The organism is Paenibacillus sp. D51F, assembly GCF_053345695.1.
In genome coordinates this window covers 98,179-116,033 of record NZ_JBKFAO010000009.1, presented here as the reverse complement: position 1 = coordinate 116,033, position 17,855 = coordinate 98,179, and the positions used below count along the sequence as shown (strand labels likewise).

Below are 17,855 nucleotides of genomic sequence, written 5' to 3'. Positions count from 1 at the left end.
ATGGCCCGCGGAGTCAACTCCGGGCAAAGCCCTTATAGGATGCGGGCATTCTTTTGGCGGCAGCCGTCACAAGAATGCCCGCATCTGCACCAGGAAGTTACCGGCGCTCAAAAGCCATCCGGACGGCAAGAGCCGTCAGCACCGTTCCCATGAACCAACGCTGGAATTTCAGCCACGACGGCCGCTGTCCGAACCAGGAGGCGATCGTGCTGGCCGCCAGGATGACGAGCAGGTTGACCGCGAAGCTGACCGTCATCTGCACCGCGCCCAGCGTGGCGCTCTGGACGAGAAGCGAGCCTGCGCCGGGATTTTGGAACTGCGGCAGCAGCGAGACATACAGCATGGCGCTTTTCGGATTGAGCAGGTTGGTCATGAAGCCCATCAGGAAAAGCTTCTTTGGCGGATCGATCGTCAGGGCGCGCAGCGCGAAGCCCTGCTTATTGCCGGTGCGGAACGCATTCCAAGCCAGCCACAGCAGGTAGGCGGCCCCGGCTGTCTTCACGATGACGAACATCGCCGGCACGGCGGTGAACAGAGCGGACAGCCCCAGCATCGTCGCCGTGATGTAGACGATAAAGGCCAGCATGACCCCCAGCAGGGAAATAACTCCCGCCCTGCGGCCCTGCGTGACCGACCGCGAAATGAGATAAATCATGTTCGGTCCAGGCGCGCAGACCATGCCCAGCGATACAAGGCTAAATGCCAGCAAAGCTCCAGCGCTCATTTTTCCAGCCCCTTCCTGCTTAATTGGAGGCGGAGGAAATGATAATCTCCGCCCCCGCCAACTCTCATAGTCGGCTCCTGAATCTAAACTTCGTCGGCTCTTATAACCTACAACTTTACCTTCTGATACTTAGCCTAACTCACCTTGTAACTTCGCTTGCTGCCGCTTCATCTGTTCAAAGTAAACTTTGTCTGCTGCTTATCTGTTCATCATAACCTTTGTCTGCTGCTTATCTGTTCAAAGTAAACTTTGTTTGCTGCTTATCTGTTCATCGTAAACTTTGTTTGCTGCTTATCTGTTCATCGCTTGCTGCTGCACAGCCTGCTCCTCGCACCCCGGCTCCACGGCCGCTCGAATTCTCTAGTAATATCCTATATTACCTTCCGCCGCGAATGTTGGGAAGACAAAAAACAGGCGTTCCTGAGCCGGCTTGGCTTCAGGACGCCTGTTTGATTATGGCGCAAGCTTACTTGGACGCTTTCCCGACATTCCCGAACCGGCAGCCTATTGGCTTCAGGACCCTGCTCGGTCATAACGGGGACTTACTTGGACGCTTTCCAGGCGTCGATCTGCTTCTGAACCTCGGCCATCACTTTATCGAGACCGTTGTCCTTCAGCTTTTGGTTGATCTGGGCGATATTCTTCTCCGGATCAAGCGTCCCGGAGAACAGGCCGTTGTAGACGGCTTCCTTCGTATTCTTCAGGTTCGCGAGCTCGGTCGTAATGCTGCTCGTATCAAGCTGGAAGCCGAGCAGCGGAGCGTTCGTCGCGGATTCGTTGAATTCCTTGAACTTTTCCCATTTGTCGGCAGGATCGGTCGGATTCAGGTAGGTCAGCATCATGTTGCCGACGGAGAAAGCCGGGAAGCCGTAACCGCTGTCCGGAATCGTCTCCTTCACCTCGTCGCCCGTTTTCTTGTAGTGCTTGCCTTCGATGCCGAAGTCGACGAGGTTGATGAGATTCGCATCCGTATACAGCAGGTTCAGGAACTCCATCGCTTTCTCGGGATGCTTGGACTTGGCATTGATAGCTTGCAGGGAGCCGGCCACGGACCAGTTGAACGTAATCGGGTCCTGCATCGGCTTGGAGACGACTTCGTAGCCGGCGTCGGCGGACCACAGGTTGTCGGCGTATGGCTGGGCGTCGGCGACGTCCACAAGCCATTTGCCCGTCTTGAAGTAATCGCCTGCATCCTTCTGCGTCGCTACGTCTCGCGGCAGATAGCCGGCTTCATAGTATTTGTGCATCGTTTTGAGGTAGCTCATCGCTTCCGGGGTATCCCAGACGTTGATCAGCTTGTAATCCGTCGTGTTCAGCGGCACTCCGATGAACGGCAGATCGTTGACGGGAAGGTCGAACGGCAGGAATTCCGCGATTTTGGCCGGGATCGGCGCGATGCCCGGCTCTTTTTCCTTGAACGTTTTGAGCAGGGGCTCCAGGTCGTCGATCGTACGCACGTTGCTGATATCCAGTCCCAGCTCGTCGACATACGTCTTGTTGAAGCGGAATACGCGCTGCTGCGGCAGCTCCTTGTTCGTCGGCACGCCGTAGTTGTGGCCGTTCACCTTGGTGCCTTCGAGGAAGGTGGGATTCAGAGCCTGCTTGATGCCTGAGCCCTGCTTGTCGAGCAGGCCGTCCAGCTCGTAGAAGGCGCCTTTCTTGGCGTTGGCGAAATAATCGTTGGCCCACGAGCTGGTGAAAGCGATGTCATAATTTTCACCGGAGTTGATCGTAATCTGCATCTTTTGGGAATAATCGCCCCAGTCCAGCATCTTCATCTCGACGGTGGCGTTGATCTTGTCCTTGATATACTTGTTGATCTCATCGTTGACGGCGGCCAGATCCTTCGGCGGCGTGCCGATCGTGTACCAGACCAGATTGACCGGCTTCTCGTCCGCCTTCGGCGTTCCGGCGTTGGCCGCCGCTCCGGCATTGCCCGCTGCGGCATTGTCGCCGCCATTATTGTTATTGCCGCCGCCCGAGCAGCCGGCTACAGCTCCCGCCAGCAAGAGCAGGGCCATGATTCCCATCCGTTTCTTCATGTTCTCATCCCCCGTAAGTATAAGATTATCTATTCAGGGACGCCCGGTACAGAGGGCGGCCGTAAATATTCGTTGGATCGGTTGCTCCCCGGAATCCTGATCGCTCTTCCGCCAATCGGCGCCGGATCAATCGGACATACGTTCCGCTATTTTGATGTTTTGGAGCGATTTTCGGAATTATCGGACATACGTTCCGCTATTTCCTGCTTTCAGCACCTAAATCACCCTTTTTCGGGCAAATAACGGATCTCATGTCCGATAAAAGTCCATTTCCGACCGAATCGGCCAAATAACGGATCGTATGTCCGATAGCGGCCCGGAACCGGCTTGGCGAAGGCAGCCAGCCGGTCGGCGGAGTGCCGAAAGCTTCGCTGCCGATAGCCGGAGCATGGCTGCGGAGCAGCAGCGGCGCGGATTCTTGAGAAGCTGACCTGGCTGCGCGGAAACGGCTGCGGCACGAATCCGTGCGAAGCCGGAGCATGGCTGCGTCAGCAGCTGCGCGGATTCTTGCTGAGCTGACCTGGCTGAGCGGAAACGGCTGCGGCACGAATCCGTAAAGCCAAAGCATGGCTGCTCGGCGACGGCTGCGACACGAATCCGTGAAGCCGAAGATTAGCTGCTTGGCGACGGCGCTGTCTACTAGGCTGAGCCGGATGCCCGGAGCAGGCGGAATGGCCGTGGAGAAGCGTCAGCGTTCGCCTTTGAAGGCCGGATTTCCACCTTGACCTCAACTAATCGAGAAAATCCGGACTTCAACAGCGATCGGAATGGCCATCCGCCTGCGGAGCGGCATCATCCGGTGTTCAGCCTGCCGCGAAGCGGCGTCACGCGGTGTTCAGCCTTGGCCCGCGGAGCGGCCCCACCGGTCTTTTAGCCTTACAGCAGCTTCAGCCTGCCGCGGAGCGGACCCTATCTGCCATCGGCCATCGAGCCGGTCAGTCCTTCACAGCCCCGATCGTCAGCCCCTGGATGAAATACCGCTGGAAGAACGGATAAGCCAGCACGATCGGGCCGGTGGCCAGCACGACCATCGCCATCCGCGACGTCTCCTGCGGCAGCGAGCGGATCATCTCCTTGCTCTGGCCGCTGCTCAGCAGCGACGAGTTCTGGATGATGAACTGCATGCTGTTCTGGATCCGCATCAGCAGCGCCTGCAGCGGAACGAGCTTGTTGGAGTCGATGTAGAGCAGCGCGTTGAACCAGTCGTTCCAGTAGCCCAGCGTGCTGAACAGGGCGATCGTCGCGAGTCCGGGCAGCGAGATCGGCAGCACGAGGCTGAACAGCGCGCGGAACTCCCCCGCTCCGTCGATCTTGCCGGACTCGATGATGGGATCAGGAACCATCGTCTGGAAGAACGTGCGCAGCACGAGAATGTTGAAGGCGTTCATCGCCATCGGCAGGATGAGCGCCCACAGCGTATCCTTGAGATGCAGGAACTGCGTCACGACGATGTACGTCGGCACGAGACCGCCGCTGAACAGCATCGTGAAGAAGGCCAGAAACGAGAAGAAGCCGCGATATTTGAAGCTTTTTCGGGACAATGCGTAGGCATACAGGGTCGTCATCACGACCGTAAGCAACGTTCCCAGCACCGTGATGGCGATCGTGACGAGATAGGATTGCAGCAGCTGGTCACCCGTTTGGAAAATATAGCGGTAAGCGCTGAAGCTCAGGGCATCCGGAATGATCCGGTAGCCCACCTCCAGCAGCGACTGCTCCCTCGTCAGAGAGATGATGACAACAAAGATGAACGGGAACACGCAGGCCAGGGCGAAGCCCCCGGACACGAGATGGAAAACGGTGTTCCAGAACGGCGAGAGGCGGTGGAAGTCGCGGCTGCGGCGGCTTGTTCCGGCCGGCACAGCGGCGGCGTCTGCAGTTTTCGGGATCATGCTCATCAGAACAACGCCTGCTCTTCATTGATTTTTTTGACAATCTTGTTCGTGGTCAGCACGAGGATCAGGCCGACAACGGACTGATACAGGCCGGCCGCGGTGCTCATGCCGAAGTCTCCCAGCACCTTGAGCGAGCGGTAGACGTACGTATCGATGACGTTGGTGACCGGGAACAGCGCTCCGGAATCGCGCGGAATCTGGAAGAACAAGCCGAAGTCCGCCCGGAAGATGCCGCCGACCGCCAGAATCGTGAGAATGATCATCATCGGCCGGATGAGCGGCAGCGTGATGCGCAAGGTCTGCTGCCATTTGCTCGCCCCATCAATCATCGCCGCCTCGTAATAGGTTTTGTCTATGCCCGCGATGGCAGCCAGATAGATGACGCTGGAGTAGCCGACTCCCTTCCACAGGTTCATGAACACGAGGATGTACGGCCAATACTTGGGATCGGAATACCAGTCGATCGGCTGGACCCCGAGCGTGCCGAGCAGCTGGTTGACGACGCCCTTGTCCACGCTCAGGAAGCTGAACGTGAAGTAGCTGACGATGACCCAAGAGAGGAAATAAGGCATGAACATCGCCGTCTGGTACAGCTTGGCGAGCCGCTTCTGCGTCAGCTGGAAGAGCAGCAGCGCCATCGCGACCGAGCAGACGAGGCCAAGGACGATGAACACGAGATTGTAGAGAACTGTGTTTCTCGTAATGATATAAGCGTCATGGGCTTTGAACAGGAATTCGAAGTTTTTGAATCCGACCCATTCCGAGCGGAAGATCGCTCCGAAAAATCCACCGCCAAGATCGACGCGGAACTCCTTGAAAGCGAAGATCGCCCCCGGCATCGGCAGATAGCAGAACAGGATGAACCAGGCGGCGCCCGGCAGCACCATCAGGAGGAACGCGCCGTTCCGCCGAAGGTCCCGGAATGCGGTTGCAAGCCTATTCATGAGTTGTCCCCCTTCCGAAGTTTGCCTCGGTATTACCGGCCCTTCAACTGTAGCACGGCGGATTTGCGCCCTAGTAGAGACGATACTTTAGCTTTGATGTACAGATTAAAGGTAATCCCTCCAAACAGCTTCCTGACGCCTCCGATTCCATTGCCCGCCTATTCCCTTCATGCTATGGTAAGGCTGGCTGCATACTGACGCTGGAGGGAACCGGACTTGGCCAAACTGACCGAAATCTACCATATCTATTTCCGTTCCAAACTGTTCAACGGCATCATCCTCGTTTTTTCCCTCGTCACGATCGTCACCTTCTGCTCGCTCGGAGCGCTTGTGTACAGCTATTCGCGGGACTCCGTGCTGGGCAAGGAGCGCGGGCTGCAGGCCGAGACGGCGGGCAGCGTAAGCCGATACCTGGACCAGAGGCTCGACCAGGCGCAGGACATCATGCTGACTCTCTATCAGAACCAGCCGGTGCTGAGCGATCTGCTCTACTGCCTCCGCTACGACTTTCCTTCCTATATCCAAAACCGGCTGAACCAATATATCGCCTCCGGCGGCTCGGAGGACCGGAACATCGAGACGTATGTCCGGGCCCAGATGAAGAAGAAGGACGACATCCGCCAGATCGCCTTGTACAGCCGCAGCCAGCGTTTCTTCTTCGTGTTCAACAGCAGCAACACGCAAGGAATCAGCTGGATCAGCCGCGACGGCGACGAGGTTCAGCGCGCCATCGACGCCATGAGGGGGAGCCGGACGGCAAGCTCCCGAACGGCCGGGCTGAATGCGGTGCTCGGTCTTGGCAGCGGCGATTATACGTTCACTTTCGATATCAACGATCCCGATACGCTGCAAAATGAAGGCGCCCTGCTCGTCACCTACAGCTCCGAGGGCATTCGAAACCTGCTGCGCAGCGATCCCGGAACCGCCATGGGCTCCCAGCTCGTCCTCTATCCGAACGGGCAGGTGCTGTTCGACTCCTCCGGCAAGTGGCAAGGCAGCTATCCGCACATGCAGCCGCTGCTGGCTTCCCAAGGGTACGCCAAGCTCGACCGGGCCTCCTATACGTCCGCGCTTTGGACGCCTCGAAGCAATCTGTTCGTCGGAGCGATCGTGCCGGAAGCCGAGATGGAGCTGCAGTACAAGGGGCTCAAGCTCAAGCTGCTTACGCTGACCGCTCTCGGCATCCTCATCATGATCGGTCTCGCTTACGGAGCCGTGTACCGGCACGCGCGCCGCACTAGGATTCTCATCCGGGCGATGAAGCAGGCCAAGCAGGGCAATCTCTCGATTCGGGTGCCGGTGGGGAGCCAGGACGAGCTCGGCGAGATTTCCTCGACCTTCAACGGGATGCTGGAGGAGCTGCGCGCCTATATCGATCAGGTCTATGTGTCGGATGCCAGGCAGAAGCAGGCTGAGCTGACGGCTCTGCAGGCGCAGATCAATCCGCATTTTCTCTACAACACGCTGGAAGCTATCCGGATGCGCGCCATGATCCAGGGAGCTGACGACGTCGGCGAAATGACGTTCGTGCTCGCCTCCCTCTTCCGCTATTCCGTGCGGCCCGAGACGATCGTCAAGCTGGAGGACGAGATGGCTTACTGCCGCCAATACCTGGAGCTGCACCGCATCCGCCATCGGGACAAGCTCCACTATTCCATCGAGATCGAGGAAGGACTCCGCGAAGCTCCGCTGCTGAAGCTCTGCCTGCAGCCGCTGGCGGAGAACGCCGTCGTGCACGGGTTCAACCCGAAGTCGCCGGATAACCGGATCGACATCTCCGCCCGGAAGGAAACGGCGAACGGCGAGCCATGCCTGATCATCGAGGTGGAGGACAACGGCAAAGGCATGGAGATCGACCGGCTGCTCGCCATCCAGAAGCTGCTGGAGAGACGAGGTGGCGCCGCGGATTCCTCGCCTGCCGAGGGGGCTTCAACAGCCTCGGCGCCCGCAGGTAGCGGCCCGTCTGCCGGCTCTTCCATCGGTCTGCGCAACGTGAACGAGCGCATCCGGCTTCAATTCGGCGACGCCTACGGCCTCACCCTGACCAGCCAAAAGGGCAGAGGCACGCGGATCACGCTCCGCCTGCCCCTTCATGTAAAGGAGGAAGATGATGTACAACGTCTGGATCGTAGATGACGAGCCGTTCATCCTTGAAGGTCTCGCCCGCCTCGTCGACTGGCCTTCCCTGCAGCTGCGGCTGGCCGGCGAATCCGAGGACGGACTTCTGGCGCTCAAGGACATGGAAGCTTCCGAGGCGGCAGTCGATATTCTGATTACGGATATCTCCATGCCGGAGATGAACGGGCTCGAGCTCATCCGTGCCTGCCGCATCCGGAATCCGGCCCTGAAATGCATCATTCTGAGCGGCTACAGCGAATTCGACTATGTCCGGGAAGGCATGCGCCTAGGCATCGAAAACTATCTGCTCAAGCCGATCGACATGGCGGAGCTGGCTGAAACGCTGCGCGCCACGGTGGAGAAGCTGAACCGCGCCCGGATCGAAGCGCTGACCGGCGAGCAGGTGGAGCTTGTCCGCGACAACATCATGTACCGCTGGATGAACGGCCGCATCAGCGCCGAGCAATGGGAGGCGCGGGCGGAGTTCCTGGGACTCAAGCTGGACAGTCCGTACATCATGGCGGCGGTTGCGGAATGGGACGCTGCTGCCGGGGATGCATCGGCCGCAGGGGATGAAGGCATGATGACAGCCGGTGCCGCAGGCTCGATGCCGGAAGGCTCGTCCGCAGAGATGATCCGCTTCGCCGCATCTGCCTGGTTGAGTCAGACAGGCGCGCCGCATCTGTTGTTTCTCGACGACAACGACCGCCTCGTCGTCCTGCTCGGACTGCCGGATGCAGATGCCGGAGCGTTGGAGCAAGCCCACTCGCTGCTGCTGGCGCTCAGGATTGAATTGGAATCGCCGATCGGCTGCCCGCTGCGAATCGGTGCAGGTACGGCGGAGCACGGTTTTGATCAAGCCCCGAATTCCTACCGCAAGGCTCTGACCTCCCTCGAGTACGCTCTGCTTCACCCGGAGAAGCTGCTTCTGGCGTATGATGAGGTTGCCGCCGCTTCGGAGGAGTCGGCTTCAGTGCCGGCTCGCCCTTCCATGCCGACCGAAACGTATGGCAGGCTGCTGCTGGCGCTGGACGAGGAAGCTTTAATGGAAAAAATCAGCCGGGATCTGGACGATCTCGCCGGAAGCTCCGGCATCCGGCCCGAGGATGTCCGGCTCGCAGCAACGGAGATGGTTCTGGAAATAAAGCGGCAGGTCGGAGACGCGCTTCAGCAGGGGGATCTCCCTCCCTTTCAGGGAGCCGCCGCCGACCTGTACCGTTGCGCCTCCCTCGACGAGCTCAAGGAGCAGGTGCGGCGCATCGCCCGGACCGCCTTGCAGGCGCTAGGGGCCAGGCAGGAGCAGAGTCCGGTCGTACGCCAGATTCTGGCTGAGATCCAGACGTCATATATGCACGATTATTCGCTCAAGACGCTTGGCGCCGCCTACCATGTCAATCCTGTCTACCTCGGTCAGCTCATCCACAAAGAGACCGGCCACAGCTTCTCCGACTGCCTGCACCGGGTACGGATCGACAAGGCGATGGAGCTGCTCCGCGGCACGGGGATGAAAAACCATGACATCGCCAAAGCTGTCGGCTACTGGGATACGGCGCATTTTTACAAGCATTTCAAAAAGCTCGTCGGCGTTTCTCCTTCTCAATTCCGCCGGCTCGTGTAGGATTTCGGCTGCTTGGCGGCGAAAAGGCAGTCGATGGCTGGTTGCAATCGAGGGCTGTTGCTGTCGAGGGCTCGTTGCTGTCGAGAGCTGGTTGCTGTCGAGAGCTGGTTGCTGTCAAGAGCTGGTTGCAGTCGAGAGCTGGAAGCTATTGAAGGCTGGATGCAACTCCGGTCGGCTGCATCCCGTCTAGGGAGTATCGGCTGCTTGCTCTAGCAGAGAGAACCAAACTAGATGCCGAATTCAAATACAATTGAACAGATGCGGGGGATGGCGGTTTGGTCATGCATTCGGATGTCATTTTGCGAAAAATAGAAGACAGGGATCTGTTGCGCATCTGGGAGCTTGCTTACAAGGACGAGGCGCCGGAATGGAAACAATGGGATGCGCCCTACTACGAACATAAGCCGATTCCCTATGAAGAGTTCCTGAACGGGAAGGAAGCCTTCGCGCAAAACCGGTGGGTCATCGAAACGGCGGGAACCGTCATCGGCACGGCCGGCTTCTACTGGGAGCATGAGCCTTCTCTTTGGTCGGAAATGGGAATCGTCATCTACGAGCCTGCATATTGGAGCGGAGGCTACGGCACCGAAGCCGTCCGCCTGCTCATGAGAGAGATGTTCTCGACGATGCCGCTCGTACGCGTCGGGTATACGACCTGGTCCGGCAACATGCGGATGATCCGGGTCGGCGAAAAGCTCGGCATGACGATGGAAGCCAGGCTGCGCAAATGCCGGTACTGGAACGGGGAGTATTACGACTCCATCCGGATGGGCATCCTGCGGGAAGAGTGGGAAGCCATTGAAGCCGCTGCGGGAGAGCGGACTTGAGCGCATGCACCAGAGCCGCTGATTCCAAAAAGCTCGGCCTGTCCGGCGCTGAACGGCAGACAGATCGAAGAACGGACCGAACTCGCCTTTCATCCGCTGCAGCCGGTTCGCCAGCGCTACGGCGCCCTCGGCAACCTGCGGGAGATCGGGCAGCCGATCGCAGGCTTGAAGCCTGTTCCGGCGGATGTCGGCAATGAATGAAGGATCAGAATTATTGCAGGCCCGCGCGGCAAATACGCTGGGTTCATCGTTCAAGAGATTCGAAGGAGGCTGAAGGAATGGAATCTAGTTTGGAGGATTTTTTGAAGCTGGACATCCGCATCGGCACGATCCGGACGGCGGAGCCTTTTCCCGAGGCGCGCAAGCCGGCGATCAAGCTGACTATTGATTTCGGGGAGCTCGGCCTCAAGCAGTCCTCGGCTCAGATCACGAATCGTTACGCTCCGGAGGAGCTGATCGGACGGCAAATCGCCGCTGTCGTGAACTTCCCGCCGCGCCGCATCGCCGGCTTCCAGTCCGAGGTGCTAGTGCTTGGCGGCTGTCCGGAAGAAGGCGACGTCGTGCTGCTTCGTCCCGACAGCGATGTGCCTTGCGGCACTCCGATTGCTTAAAGGCCAGTTATATGAAGCTAATGAAGCGATCATTTTCCGGTTATAGGAAGCTATTAAAGCGATTATTCAAATGAAGCGATCATTCTAATGAAGCGATCACGAAAGCTTCACCAAAACGATGGCAAATGACAATCATAGAAGCTGCCTAATGGCTGGCGAAGCCTGACTCAGCATCCAATACACCACATAAATATAACCCTATTCGGAGGCATATCCGCATGATCAAAGCCTTTTTGTTCGACATGGACGGAGTCATCATCGACAGCGAGCCGCTACATTTTGACGTGGACATCAGGGTGATGGCCTATCTTGGAGCGGAAATTACGCAGACGGAACTCGAACCCTACGTGGGCATGACCAATCCCGCCATGTGGGCGGCAATCAAGGAACAATACGGCTTCACTCATACGACCGAGGAGATCATCGCCTACCAGCTCAAGGACAAGCTTCAGGAGCTGGAGAAGCTGGAGATTGAACCCATCGAAGGCATCCGCGACCTGCTGGATGAGCTCAAGTCCCGCGGCATCGCAATCGGCTTGGCTTCTTCCTCCCCGCGCATTTTCATTGAAGCGGTTCTGGGCAAATTCGGCCTCGCCGATTATTTCGGCTGCATCGTCAGCGGCGAGGAAGTCCCGCAGGGCAAGCCGTCTCCCGACGTCTACCTGGAAGCGGCAGCCGTGCTCGGCGTCCAGCCTGCCGACTGCGTCGTGCTGGAAGACTCGCGCAACGGCGTGAGAGCGGCCAAGGCCGCCGGCATGCGGGCGATCGGGTTCATCAATCCCAACTCGGGCAATCAGGATCTGTCGGAGGCGGATTTCACGGTCGATCGGATCAGCGGCATCAAGCACTCGGAGCTTTAATGGAATCTCCTATGTACCGGACATTGGTTCCGCTATTTTAGCCAATATGGCTTGAAAACAGATTTATCGGACATTGGTTCCGCTATTCATCTGATTTAGCCCTGAATAGCGGATGAACCAGACAAATAACGGATCGTATGTCCGATAAATCGAAAAAACCTGTCCGAGAGACCATTTAACGGATCGTATGTCCGAAAACAGTAGAAATAGGATGTCCCAAGCTGTTGCCAGCAGACGGGACATCATTTTTTTTGATCTCAAGCGGCTCTCGCTCCAAAACGAGCAAGGCGCAGAAATTTGGCTCTTTTGCATAAACCTCTCCAAGCGGGGAAGCAGGCGAAAGAATTGGCCTCAACTCACAAAAATACAGGCTTCCGGCATCGCGCCGCCGCTATCCCCTATTCACGGCGGATCCCAAAGCAGCGCTCCAGAGCCTCCGCGTACTGCTCCTCATCAGCAGGCGTCTCTATCCGCACCGAATCGTGCTCGAAGATGCGGAATTCGCCTCCGAGCAGCGTGTTGCGGCCATGCGGAGTCCGAATCGAAGCCTTGTTCTCCTGGCGGAAGGGAGAGTCGGGGGCATGTTGGCACCAGAACGACGATGCGGCGAAATCCATCGGCAGATGCGGATCCTCCACAAAGCTGTACACCCAGCTCCACTCGCCCCGCTTCCGCTCCCAGAGCATCCAGCCGTAGACCTCGTCCCGTGTGAAGCGGTAAGCTTCCGCGTCCTGCTCCTGCACGGTTCCTTCCTCGATGGTCAAGGGATAGACCGGTGACCCGGCGCCGGCGCCGACATCGCACATGTACCTCCGCCCGTCCAGCGCGACCTGCAGGATATGGTGGCGACGCTTCGGAGGCAGCGGGCTCTCGTCCCGCCAGAACCGGCCGAAGTAATTCGTCACCCGGAAGCCCAGCGCCTGCAGCAGAGCTCCGAACAGCGCGTTCTGCTCGAAGCAGTAGCCGCCCCGCCGGCGCTGGACGATTTTGTCGTACAGATCTTGGATCGACAGAGAGATCGGGATGCCGCCCACGACATCCAGCGTCTCGTAGGGAACCGTGTGGACATGGCATTTCTGAAGGGCAAAGAGCGTCTCGGCGGACGCCTCTCGCGCGCCCTCGTAACCGATGCGCTCCAGATAGGCATCGATCATCGGATCGGACAAGAATTCGGCATCCGGCAAAGGCAATGGCTGCAGGTTCATCGTCGGCACCTCGCTTCGGCGTTTTCCTAGTTGTACCACACCTGGCGAGCTGGAGGAACCCCTCCATGCAAAGCTCTATAATCTATCCAAAAAACGCAGAGTTGTCGGTTTTGGCTTTGCGTTTATCGTTCGATGCGGCCATCTTCCTTTCAACTAGGCGAGCCAGCTTCAAAGCGCCTTGATCGATATATTTCATATAATAATGCGACAACACAAATAAGGGCGCCATGGAAGCCATGAACGTAATTGCATAGGCAAGATTGTAGCTGAAATGATGAATCGCTTTGCTGAACAAAAACGCGGAGAATGTAGTGAGGAAAGTGAAATGAATGAGATAAAGGGAAAATGAAACCTTCCCTAAATAAGCAAGCATTCTCTACCCGAACAAATGCTGCAGCGTCTTTAAACGAAGAAGCGCGAACAAGATCAGGAAATCAAGGAACGCAAAAAAGAACATACGTTGATTCGTATGTTCTTTGCGTCTCCTATTCATGTGGAGCGGCCTTGCCTTTTCCTTCGACCAGGCCTCATTCCTAGAGCATCAGCCGATTCACGCGTCTACCGCCTGGTCTCCCGCTTGAAAGGTCAGACCTTCCGCTGCTCCCCCACCGTGGCGCCGCGCTTCACATCGAGCCGCTCCTTATATTCCACCTGGCCGATCTCGCAGCCCTCTCCGATCGTAATCCGGATGCCCCGCACGATTCCTGCGCGAGTATGCTCAAGATGAATATCGTCGCCTTCGATGACGGAAACCTCAAGGACCGCATCCGACGAGGGACGGAATACGAGGCTGAGCGGACTGATGACGCTTCCGCGAGCGACCTCGATCCTGCCGCCTCCGATTTCCTTGGCGGAAGAGTTCTGATACAGCTTGATGTCGATGTCCCCGGCGTTCAGCAGACCGCCGATCGCGAACATCCCTTTAGGCCGGAACCGCTCCGCTCCGCAATCTCCTGCGACTCTCAAGCTGCCGCGCAGGCTGATGTCTCCGGCCTTGAGAACGCCGCCCACCTCGATATCCCCCGCTCCCGCCAGCTCGCCGATCTCGGCATCCCGTCCGACGATCGCCTTCCCGGTCAGCTTCACCGTTCCGGCGCGCAGAGCTTCCGAGACCCCGTCGCCTACGAGCCGGATGCTCCCCGCTTCGAGACTGCCCTTGATGTCGTAAGTGCCGATGCATCTCATCCCGCTGCATGCGATGCCGCCGCTCACGACGGCATCCCCGACGATCCGGACCTTATCGTAGCTGCCTCCCATCGTGGAGGAAGTCCCCGTCAGCTTCAGATTTCCCTGGTGCGGGCTTGCAGAATCCGTATTCACAGCCAATCCCTCCTTCCGGCGCTACAGCCGGGCATTGCTTCTCACAACGGAGCCGTCCGACAGCTCGAAGCTCTCCTTGTATTCCACCAGGCCGATCTCGCAGCCCGGTCCGATGCGGACGACTGCGCCGCGCACCACTCCGGCCGCCGTGTTCTCCAGGTAGATGACATCGCCTTCGATGACTTGCGCGGTGAGACTGTTCTCCAAGGACACCGGCAGCAGCTTCAGCCACCTTGAGGACGATTTCTCCAGCTCGATGACCTCGATCGTGCCGCCTCCGATCTCGCGGATGTTGCTGCTTCCTTGCAGCATAAGCTTGATCTCGTCCGCATTGAGCGAGTCCATCTGCAGCTTGCCGTTCGAGGCCAGCCTCTCCGCCTCGACGCTCCCGTGGACGGTAACGCTGCCGTTGATCTGGATCGATTCCGCCGCCAGGTTGCCCTCCATCTTGAGCTTGCCTTCAACCGTGCATCCTTCCGTCCGAAGCGGCCCTTCAATCGTCACCATTCCATTGATGACGGTCTTCCGCGCCTCCACGCCGCCCTTCACGGTCGCCTTGCCGTTCACGACGAATTCTTCTTCGCAGGACAGAGCTCCGTTTATCGTGCCCACGCCGTCGATCTGAACCGCTCCGACGTCTCCGCCGGAAGATACGCCGATTCCGGTGATGATCAAATCATTCCTCGTTCCCATTTGAATCCTCCATTCGCCCTTCCTGGGCCGATAGTTTCAGCTTCAGCTCTTCGGTCTTCTTCGCGATCGGAATGCGCAGCACGATCTTGGCATCCTTCTCGGCATAGAATTCCCGGTCCCCGGACAGAAGCAGGACAAGGGACATGCCCATCTTGCGCAGCAGCACCAGCTCGCCCTCATACTCCTCCAGCCGGCCAAGATCATCCAGCAGCACGGCCAGCATGGCCTTGCCCTCTTCCAAATGAATCTGTCCCGTCTGCAGGCTGCAATCGAACACGTACAAAATCAGCAGCTGCTGGAAGCTGTACGTATGCGGCGTCCCCAGATAGGGCTCGCTGTACTCCAGCGCCGTTCGCGAAACAATGTTGCGCGAAAGCAGATCTCCGCGGCTCAGATCCACCTCTGCCGGAGCCGGCGAGAACAGATCCGCCAACTCGTCCAGCGACAGCCCTTCCTTCATGTTCATGATCTGACGGATGCGTCCCAGCACTTGCTGGCGGGGGAAAAAGGTTTCCTGCCCCGTGAACGCGGATCTGCGTATGAACCAATCCTCCGGCAGCAGCTGCTTGCGCTTCCACCGGTACAGCTGGCCATAGGAGATACCGGTCATCTCCAGCAGTTCTTTCTTGGAAATCAAATCTTCCTCCATGAAGCAGCCTCCCTTGTTGCCAATAACGTAACATAACATTGTTACGTTGTAAATCGGTTTCTTGCCGGAGCGGATCTCCTCCTATAGAAGGAGGCAGAGAGGTGTCGACGGAACAGCAAAAAGGCTCCGCTGATCTCTCGGGCGGAGAGATCGGCGGAGCCAGGCTTGAGTTCGTTCAGATCGAACGGCTGATTCCGACTGGAATAGGATTCGTCTTTAAACATGTGGATACTACCCTCCAGACCGATATCAATCAGCTGGAGCGAACCGATTCAGCGCGGCCGATAGCTCACGAAAGCCAGCTGCCGGCTGTCCGGCGACCAGGAGTTGACGTTCATCGTCCCCTGTCCGCCGAACAGCTCGGCCAGCACCCGGGAAGGACCGCCTGCGATCGGCATGAGACGAAGCTCCACCTGCTTGTTCGGAGGATGATCGGCCGGGGCGACATCTCCCTTGCGGTAGGCGATATAGGCAACGGAGCGGCCGTCCGGCGAGACATGGGGAAACCAGTTGTTGCTTTCCTCGTCCGTCATTCTGATCTGCTCCCCGCCGTCCGCGTCCATCCGCCAGATCTGCATCAGGCCGCTGCGGGTGGAGTTGAACCAGATATGCCTGCCGTCCGGCGAATACTCCGGCCCGTCGTCCAGTCCAGGCGCGTCCGTCAGCCTTCTCTCCACCCCGCCATGGACGGGTATCGTGTAGATGTCGTACGCATCGTCCCGCTCGGCGCAGTAGGCCAGCATGCGGCCGTCCGGCGACCAGCCGTGCAGGTAGCTCGGCGCCATCGGCGTCACGAGCACCGGCTGTCCGCCCGCCAGCGGAAGGACGTATATCCGGGATTGCCCGTCCTCCTCGGCATGATGGCTGACGGCGACCTGCGAATTGTCCGGAGAAAGCACATGGTCGTTGTTGCACCAATCGGCGAAGCCGGAGTCGATCTGTGTGCTCGTCCGGCCTGCCAGATCGAACGAATGCAGCAGACCGCCGCTGTTGTAGATCAGCCTTTTGCCGTCGGCCGTCCAGTTCGGCGCTTCGATGAGCTCCTCGAATTCGGCCAGCACGGTACGCTCGCCCGTCCCGATATCCAGCGTCTCGAGGATGCTGACGACGCCGCGGTCTTCCTTCAGGCGGGCTCCCTGCCCTCTTCTTGTTTTCATGGCTTTGCCTCCGCTCTGCAGAGATGATGGATCAGATCGGCATTTCCTTGCCTTCGTAATCGACGAAATGGAACTTCGGCTGCAATTCCGCCTTGCGCTCGATCAAGTCCAGAATGCCCGCCGCGCTGCGGCGAGGATCCGTCGGCGCGCTCTCCCCGCCCATATCCGTCCGCATCCAGCCCGGATGCACGCTGAGCACCTGCACGCCGCCCGCGCCCAGCAGGCTGCGCAGCTGCTCGGTAAACATGTTCAGCGCCGCCTTCGTGATGCCGTACGGGTAGTCGCCGGGATGAGCGTGGGTCAAGCTGCCGGCCTCGGAGGAAATATTGACGATGGAAGCCCGAGGCTGGAGCAGCAGCGGCAGCATATGCTTCACGACGCGCATCGGCCCGTACAGATTGATGTCGAAGGAATGCTCGACATCCTTCATGTCGAGCTCCTCGATAGCCGTGTCGCGAGCCTTCAGCACCGCTGCGTTGTTGACGATGGCGCCGAGATTCACGCCCTTCCGCTTGAGCGAGGCGGCCAGCTCCGCGATTCCCGCTTCGTCTCTCACGTCAAGACGCACGCTTGCCAGCTTGCCGGGAAAATCGTAATGAGAATGTTCATGTCCGTGTTACCTCCTTGGATCGGGCTGGGCTCCTGTCCATCCTTTTGGGCGAGTCCAGATGCTGTCCCGTTAGGCTGAATTCCGCCTGTCCATGCTCCGCTCCGGACGCGGGCAAGTCCATGCTGCCTTGCTCTAGTCGTTCTCCAGCAGCTCCACGAGCACCTTCAGCTGTGGAATCGTGTCGATGTAGGAGTACCGGCCTCCGGTATACTCACCCTTCTGCTGCAGCGGGAATCCCTTGCCCTCCAGCAGCATGATCTTCTCCTTCATCCCTTCGATGACAAAAGCGATATGATGGGGGCCTTCCCCATGCTCATCGAGGTAGTTCCTCCATGTGCTGGGATGCTCGTCCGGCTCGATCAGCTCCAGCTGCAGCGAGCCCATGTCGATGAACGCCAGCTTGGCGCGGGCGGGACTGGGCGCTCCCATGAATTCGGTCTGCGCGGCGTCGGCCGCATCGGTCAGCATCGCCTCCGGCTTCGGAATGCCGAAGAAATCCGCGTAAGCCTGGCTGACCTTGTCGATATCGTGGACGAGAATTCCGATCTGCGTCATGACGTTGTTTCCAAGCAATCCTGCCAT

16 protein-coding genes are annotated in these 17,855 nt (G+C 58.5%); 5 read left to right on the top strand and 11 right to left on the bottom strand.

Annotation, left to right across the window (positions count from 1 at the left end):
- Positions 1 to 97 precede the first annotated feature (97 nt).
- The 4 genes from ACLBWT_RS17140 to ACLBWT_RS17125 form a co-directional block, all read right to left on the bottom strand.
- Positions 98 to 724 (bottom strand): LysE family translocator, encoded by a 627-nt coding sequence (locus ACLBWT_RS17140; protein ID WP_447664350.1) that lies wholly within the window; start codon positions 722 to 724, stop codon positions 98 to 100.
- A 542-nt stretch (positions 725 to 1,266) separates the two neighbouring features.
- Positions 1,267 to 2,766 carry an ABC transporter substrate-binding protein gene (locus tag ACLBWT_RS17135; protein WP_447664349.1) on the bottom strand — a complete coding sequence of 500 codons (1,500 nt, stop codon included), beginning with the start codon at positions 2,764 to 2,766 and terminating at the stop codon, positions 1,267 to 1,269.
- Between the two features lie 935 nt (positions 2,767 to 3,701).
- Positions 3,702 to 4,664 carry a carbohydrate ABC transporter permease gene (locus tag ACLBWT_RS17130; protein ID WP_447664347.1) on the bottom strand — a complete coding sequence of 321 codons (963 nt, stop codon included), beginning with the start codon at positions 4,662 to 4,664 and terminating at the stop codon, positions 3,702 to 3,704.
- On the bottom strand, positions 4,664 to 5,605 hold the full coding sequence (locus ACLBWT_RS17125) for an ABC transporter permease (RefSeq protein ID WP_048746705.1): 942 nt from the start codon (positions 5,603 to 5,605) through the stop codon (positions 4,664 to 4,666). The genes ACLBWT_RS17130 and ACLBWT_RS17125 overlap by 1 nt, the downstream gene beginning before the upstream one ends.
- Positions 5,606 to 5,821: 216 nt before the next feature.
- On the opposite strand from ACLBWT_RS17125, the gene ACLBWT_RS17120 reads away from it, so the two are divergent.
- The 5 genes from ACLBWT_RS17120 (at position 5,822) to ACLBWT_RS17100 (ending at position 11,639) form a co-directional block, all read left to right on the top strand.
- Positions 5,822 to 7,741 (top strand): sensor histidine kinase, encoded by a 1,920-nt coding sequence (locus ACLBWT_RS17120; RefSeq protein ID WP_447664346.1) that lies wholly within the window; start codon positions 5,822 to 5,824, stop codon positions 7,739 to 7,741.
- Positions 7,716 to 9,341, top strand: a complete 1,626-nt coding sequence (locus ACLBWT_RS17115; RefSeq protein ID WP_447664345.1) for a response regulator — start codon at positions 7,716 to 7,718, stop codon at positions 9,339 to 9,341. Before ACLBWT_RS17120 ends, ACLBWT_RS17115 begins: the two co-directional genes overlap by 26 nt.
- A 281-nt stretch (positions 9,342 to 9,622) precedes the next feature.
- Positions 9,623 to 10,168, top strand: a complete 546-nt coding sequence (locus ACLBWT_RS17110) for a GNAT family N-acetyltransferase (protein ID WP_447664409.1) — start codon at positions 9,623 to 9,625, stop codon at positions 10,166 to 10,168.
- Between the two features lie 278 nt (positions 10,169 to 10,446).
- Entirely contained in the window at positions 10,447 to 10,779 is a 333-nt protein-coding gene (gene csaA / locus ACLBWT_RS17105; protein ID WP_447664344.1) for a chaperone CsaA, read from the top strand.
- A 218-nt stretch (positions 10,780 to 10,997) separates the two neighbouring features.
- A complete protein-coding gene (locus ACLBWT_RS17100; RefSeq protein ID WP_447664342.1) occupies positions 10,998 to 11,639 on the top strand; it encodes an HAD family hydrolase in 642 nt (213 codons plus the stop codon).
- A 398-nt stretch (positions 11,640 to 12,037) separates the two neighbouring features.
- Here ACLBWT_RS17100 and ACLBWT_RS17095 read toward each other — a convergent pair whose 3' ends face one another.
- The 7 genes from ACLBWT_RS17095 to ACLBWT_RS17065 all read right to left on the bottom strand — a co-directional run bounded on the left by ACLBWT_RS17095 (position 12,038) and on the right by ACLBWT_RS17065 (position 17,855).
- Positions 12,038 to 12,844: an arylamine N-acetyltransferase family protein gene (locus ACLBWT_RS17095; RefSeq protein WP_447664341.1), complete on the bottom strand. Its 807-nt coding sequence runs from the start codon at positions 12,842 to 12,844 to the stop codon at positions 12,038 to 12,040.
- A gap of 585 nt (positions 12,845 to 13,429) precedes the next feature.
- The gene (locus ACLBWT_RS17090) at positions 13,430 to 14,164 is read right to left on the bottom strand and encodes a bactofilin (protein WP_447664339.1); all 735 of its coding nucleotides are present in this window, start codon (positions 14,162 to 14,164) and stop codon (positions 13,430 to 13,432) included.
- 21 nt (positions 14,165 to 14,185) lie between these two features.
- Positions 14,186 to 14,857: a polymer-forming cytoskeletal protein gene (locus ACLBWT_RS17085; RefSeq protein ID WP_447664338.1), complete on the bottom strand. Its 672-nt coding sequence runs from the start codon at positions 14,855 to 14,857 to the stop codon at positions 14,186 to 14,188.
- Entirely contained in the window at positions 14,841 to 15,506 is a 666-nt protein-coding gene (locus ACLBWT_RS17080; protein ID WP_447664337.1) for a YhbD family protein, read from the bottom strand. Before ACLBWT_RS17080 ends, ACLBWT_RS17085 begins: the two co-directional genes overlap by 17 nt.
- Before the next feature lie 272 nt (positions 15,507 to 15,778).
- Positions 15,779 to 16,663 (bottom strand): TolB family protein, encoded by an 885-nt coding sequence (locus ACLBWT_RS17075; protein ID WP_447664336.1) that lies wholly within the window; start codon positions 16,661 to 16,663, stop codon positions 15,779 to 15,781.
- 31 nt (positions 16,664 to 16,694) lie between these two features.
- Positions 16,695 to 17,231, bottom strand: coding sequence for an SDR family NAD(P)-dependent oxidoreductase (locus ACLBWT_RS17070; protein ID WP_447664335.1), 537 nt, complete (start codon positions 17,229 to 17,231; stop codon positions 16,695 to 16,697).
- Positions 17,232 to 17,405: 174 nt separating this feature from the next.
- Positions 17,406 to 17,855, bottom strand: a complete 450-nt coding sequence (locus ACLBWT_RS17065; RefSeq protein ID WP_447664333.1) for a VOC family protein — start codon at positions 17,853 to 17,855, stop codon at positions 17,406 to 17,408.

Excerpts from the sequence above, each read along its gene's own strand:
- ACLBWT_RS17115 (WP_447664345.1), top strand. The coding sequence starts at position 7,716 with ATGTACAACGTCTGGATCGTAGATGACGAGCCGTTCATCCTTGAAGGT.
- ACLBWT_RS17065 (WP_447664333.1), bottom strand. The coding sequence starts at position 17,855 with ATGGCAGGATTGCTTGGAAACAACGTCATGACGCAGATCGGAATTCTC.
- ACLBWT_RS17125 (WP_048746705.1), bottom strand. The coding sequence starts at position 5,605 with ATGAATAGGCTTGCAACCGCATTCCGGGACCTTCGGCGGAACGGCGCG.
- ACLBWT_RS17075 (WP_447664336.1), bottom strand. The coding sequence starts at position 16,663 with ATGAAAACAAGAAGAGGGCAGGGAGCCCGCCTGAAGGAAGACCGCGGC.
- ACLBWT_RS17135 (WP_447664349.1), bottom strand. The coding sequence starts at position 2,766 with ATGAAGAAACGGATGGGAATCATGGCCCTGCTCTTGCTGGCGGGAGCT.
- ACLBWT_RS17100 (WP_447664342.1), top strand. The coding sequence starts at position 10,998 with ATGATCAAAGCCTTTTTGTTCGACATGGACGGAGTCATCATCGACAGC.
- ACLBWT_RS17130 (WP_447664347.1), bottom strand. The coding sequence starts at position 4,664 with ATGAGCATGATCCCGAAAACTGCAGACGCCGCCGCTGTGCCGGCCGGA.
- ACLBWT_RS17085 (WP_447664338.1), bottom strand. The coding sequence starts at position 14,857 with ATGGGAACGAGGAATGATTTGATCATCACCGGAATCGGCGTATCTTCC.
- ACLBWT_RS17140 (WP_447664350.1), bottom strand. The coding sequence starts at position 724 with ATGAGCGCTGGAGCTTTGCTGGCATTTAGCCTTGTATCGCTGGGCATG.
- ACLBWT_RS17080 (WP_447664337.1), bottom strand. The coding sequence starts at position 15,506 with ATGGAGGAAGATTTGATTTCCAAGAAAGAACTGCTGGAGATGACCGGT.
- ACLBWT_RS17110 (WP_447664409.1), top strand. The coding sequence starts at position 9,623 with ATGCATTCGGATGTCATTTTGCGAAAAATAGAAGACAGGGATCTGTTG.
- csaA (WP_447664344.1), top strand. The coding sequence starts at position 10,447 with ATGGAATCTAGTTTGGAGGATTTTTTGAAGCTGGACATCCGCATCGGC.
- ACLBWT_RS17095 (WP_447664341.1), bottom strand. The coding sequence starts at position 12,844 with ATGAACCTGCAGCCATTGCCTTTGCCGGATGCCGAATTCTTGTCCGAT.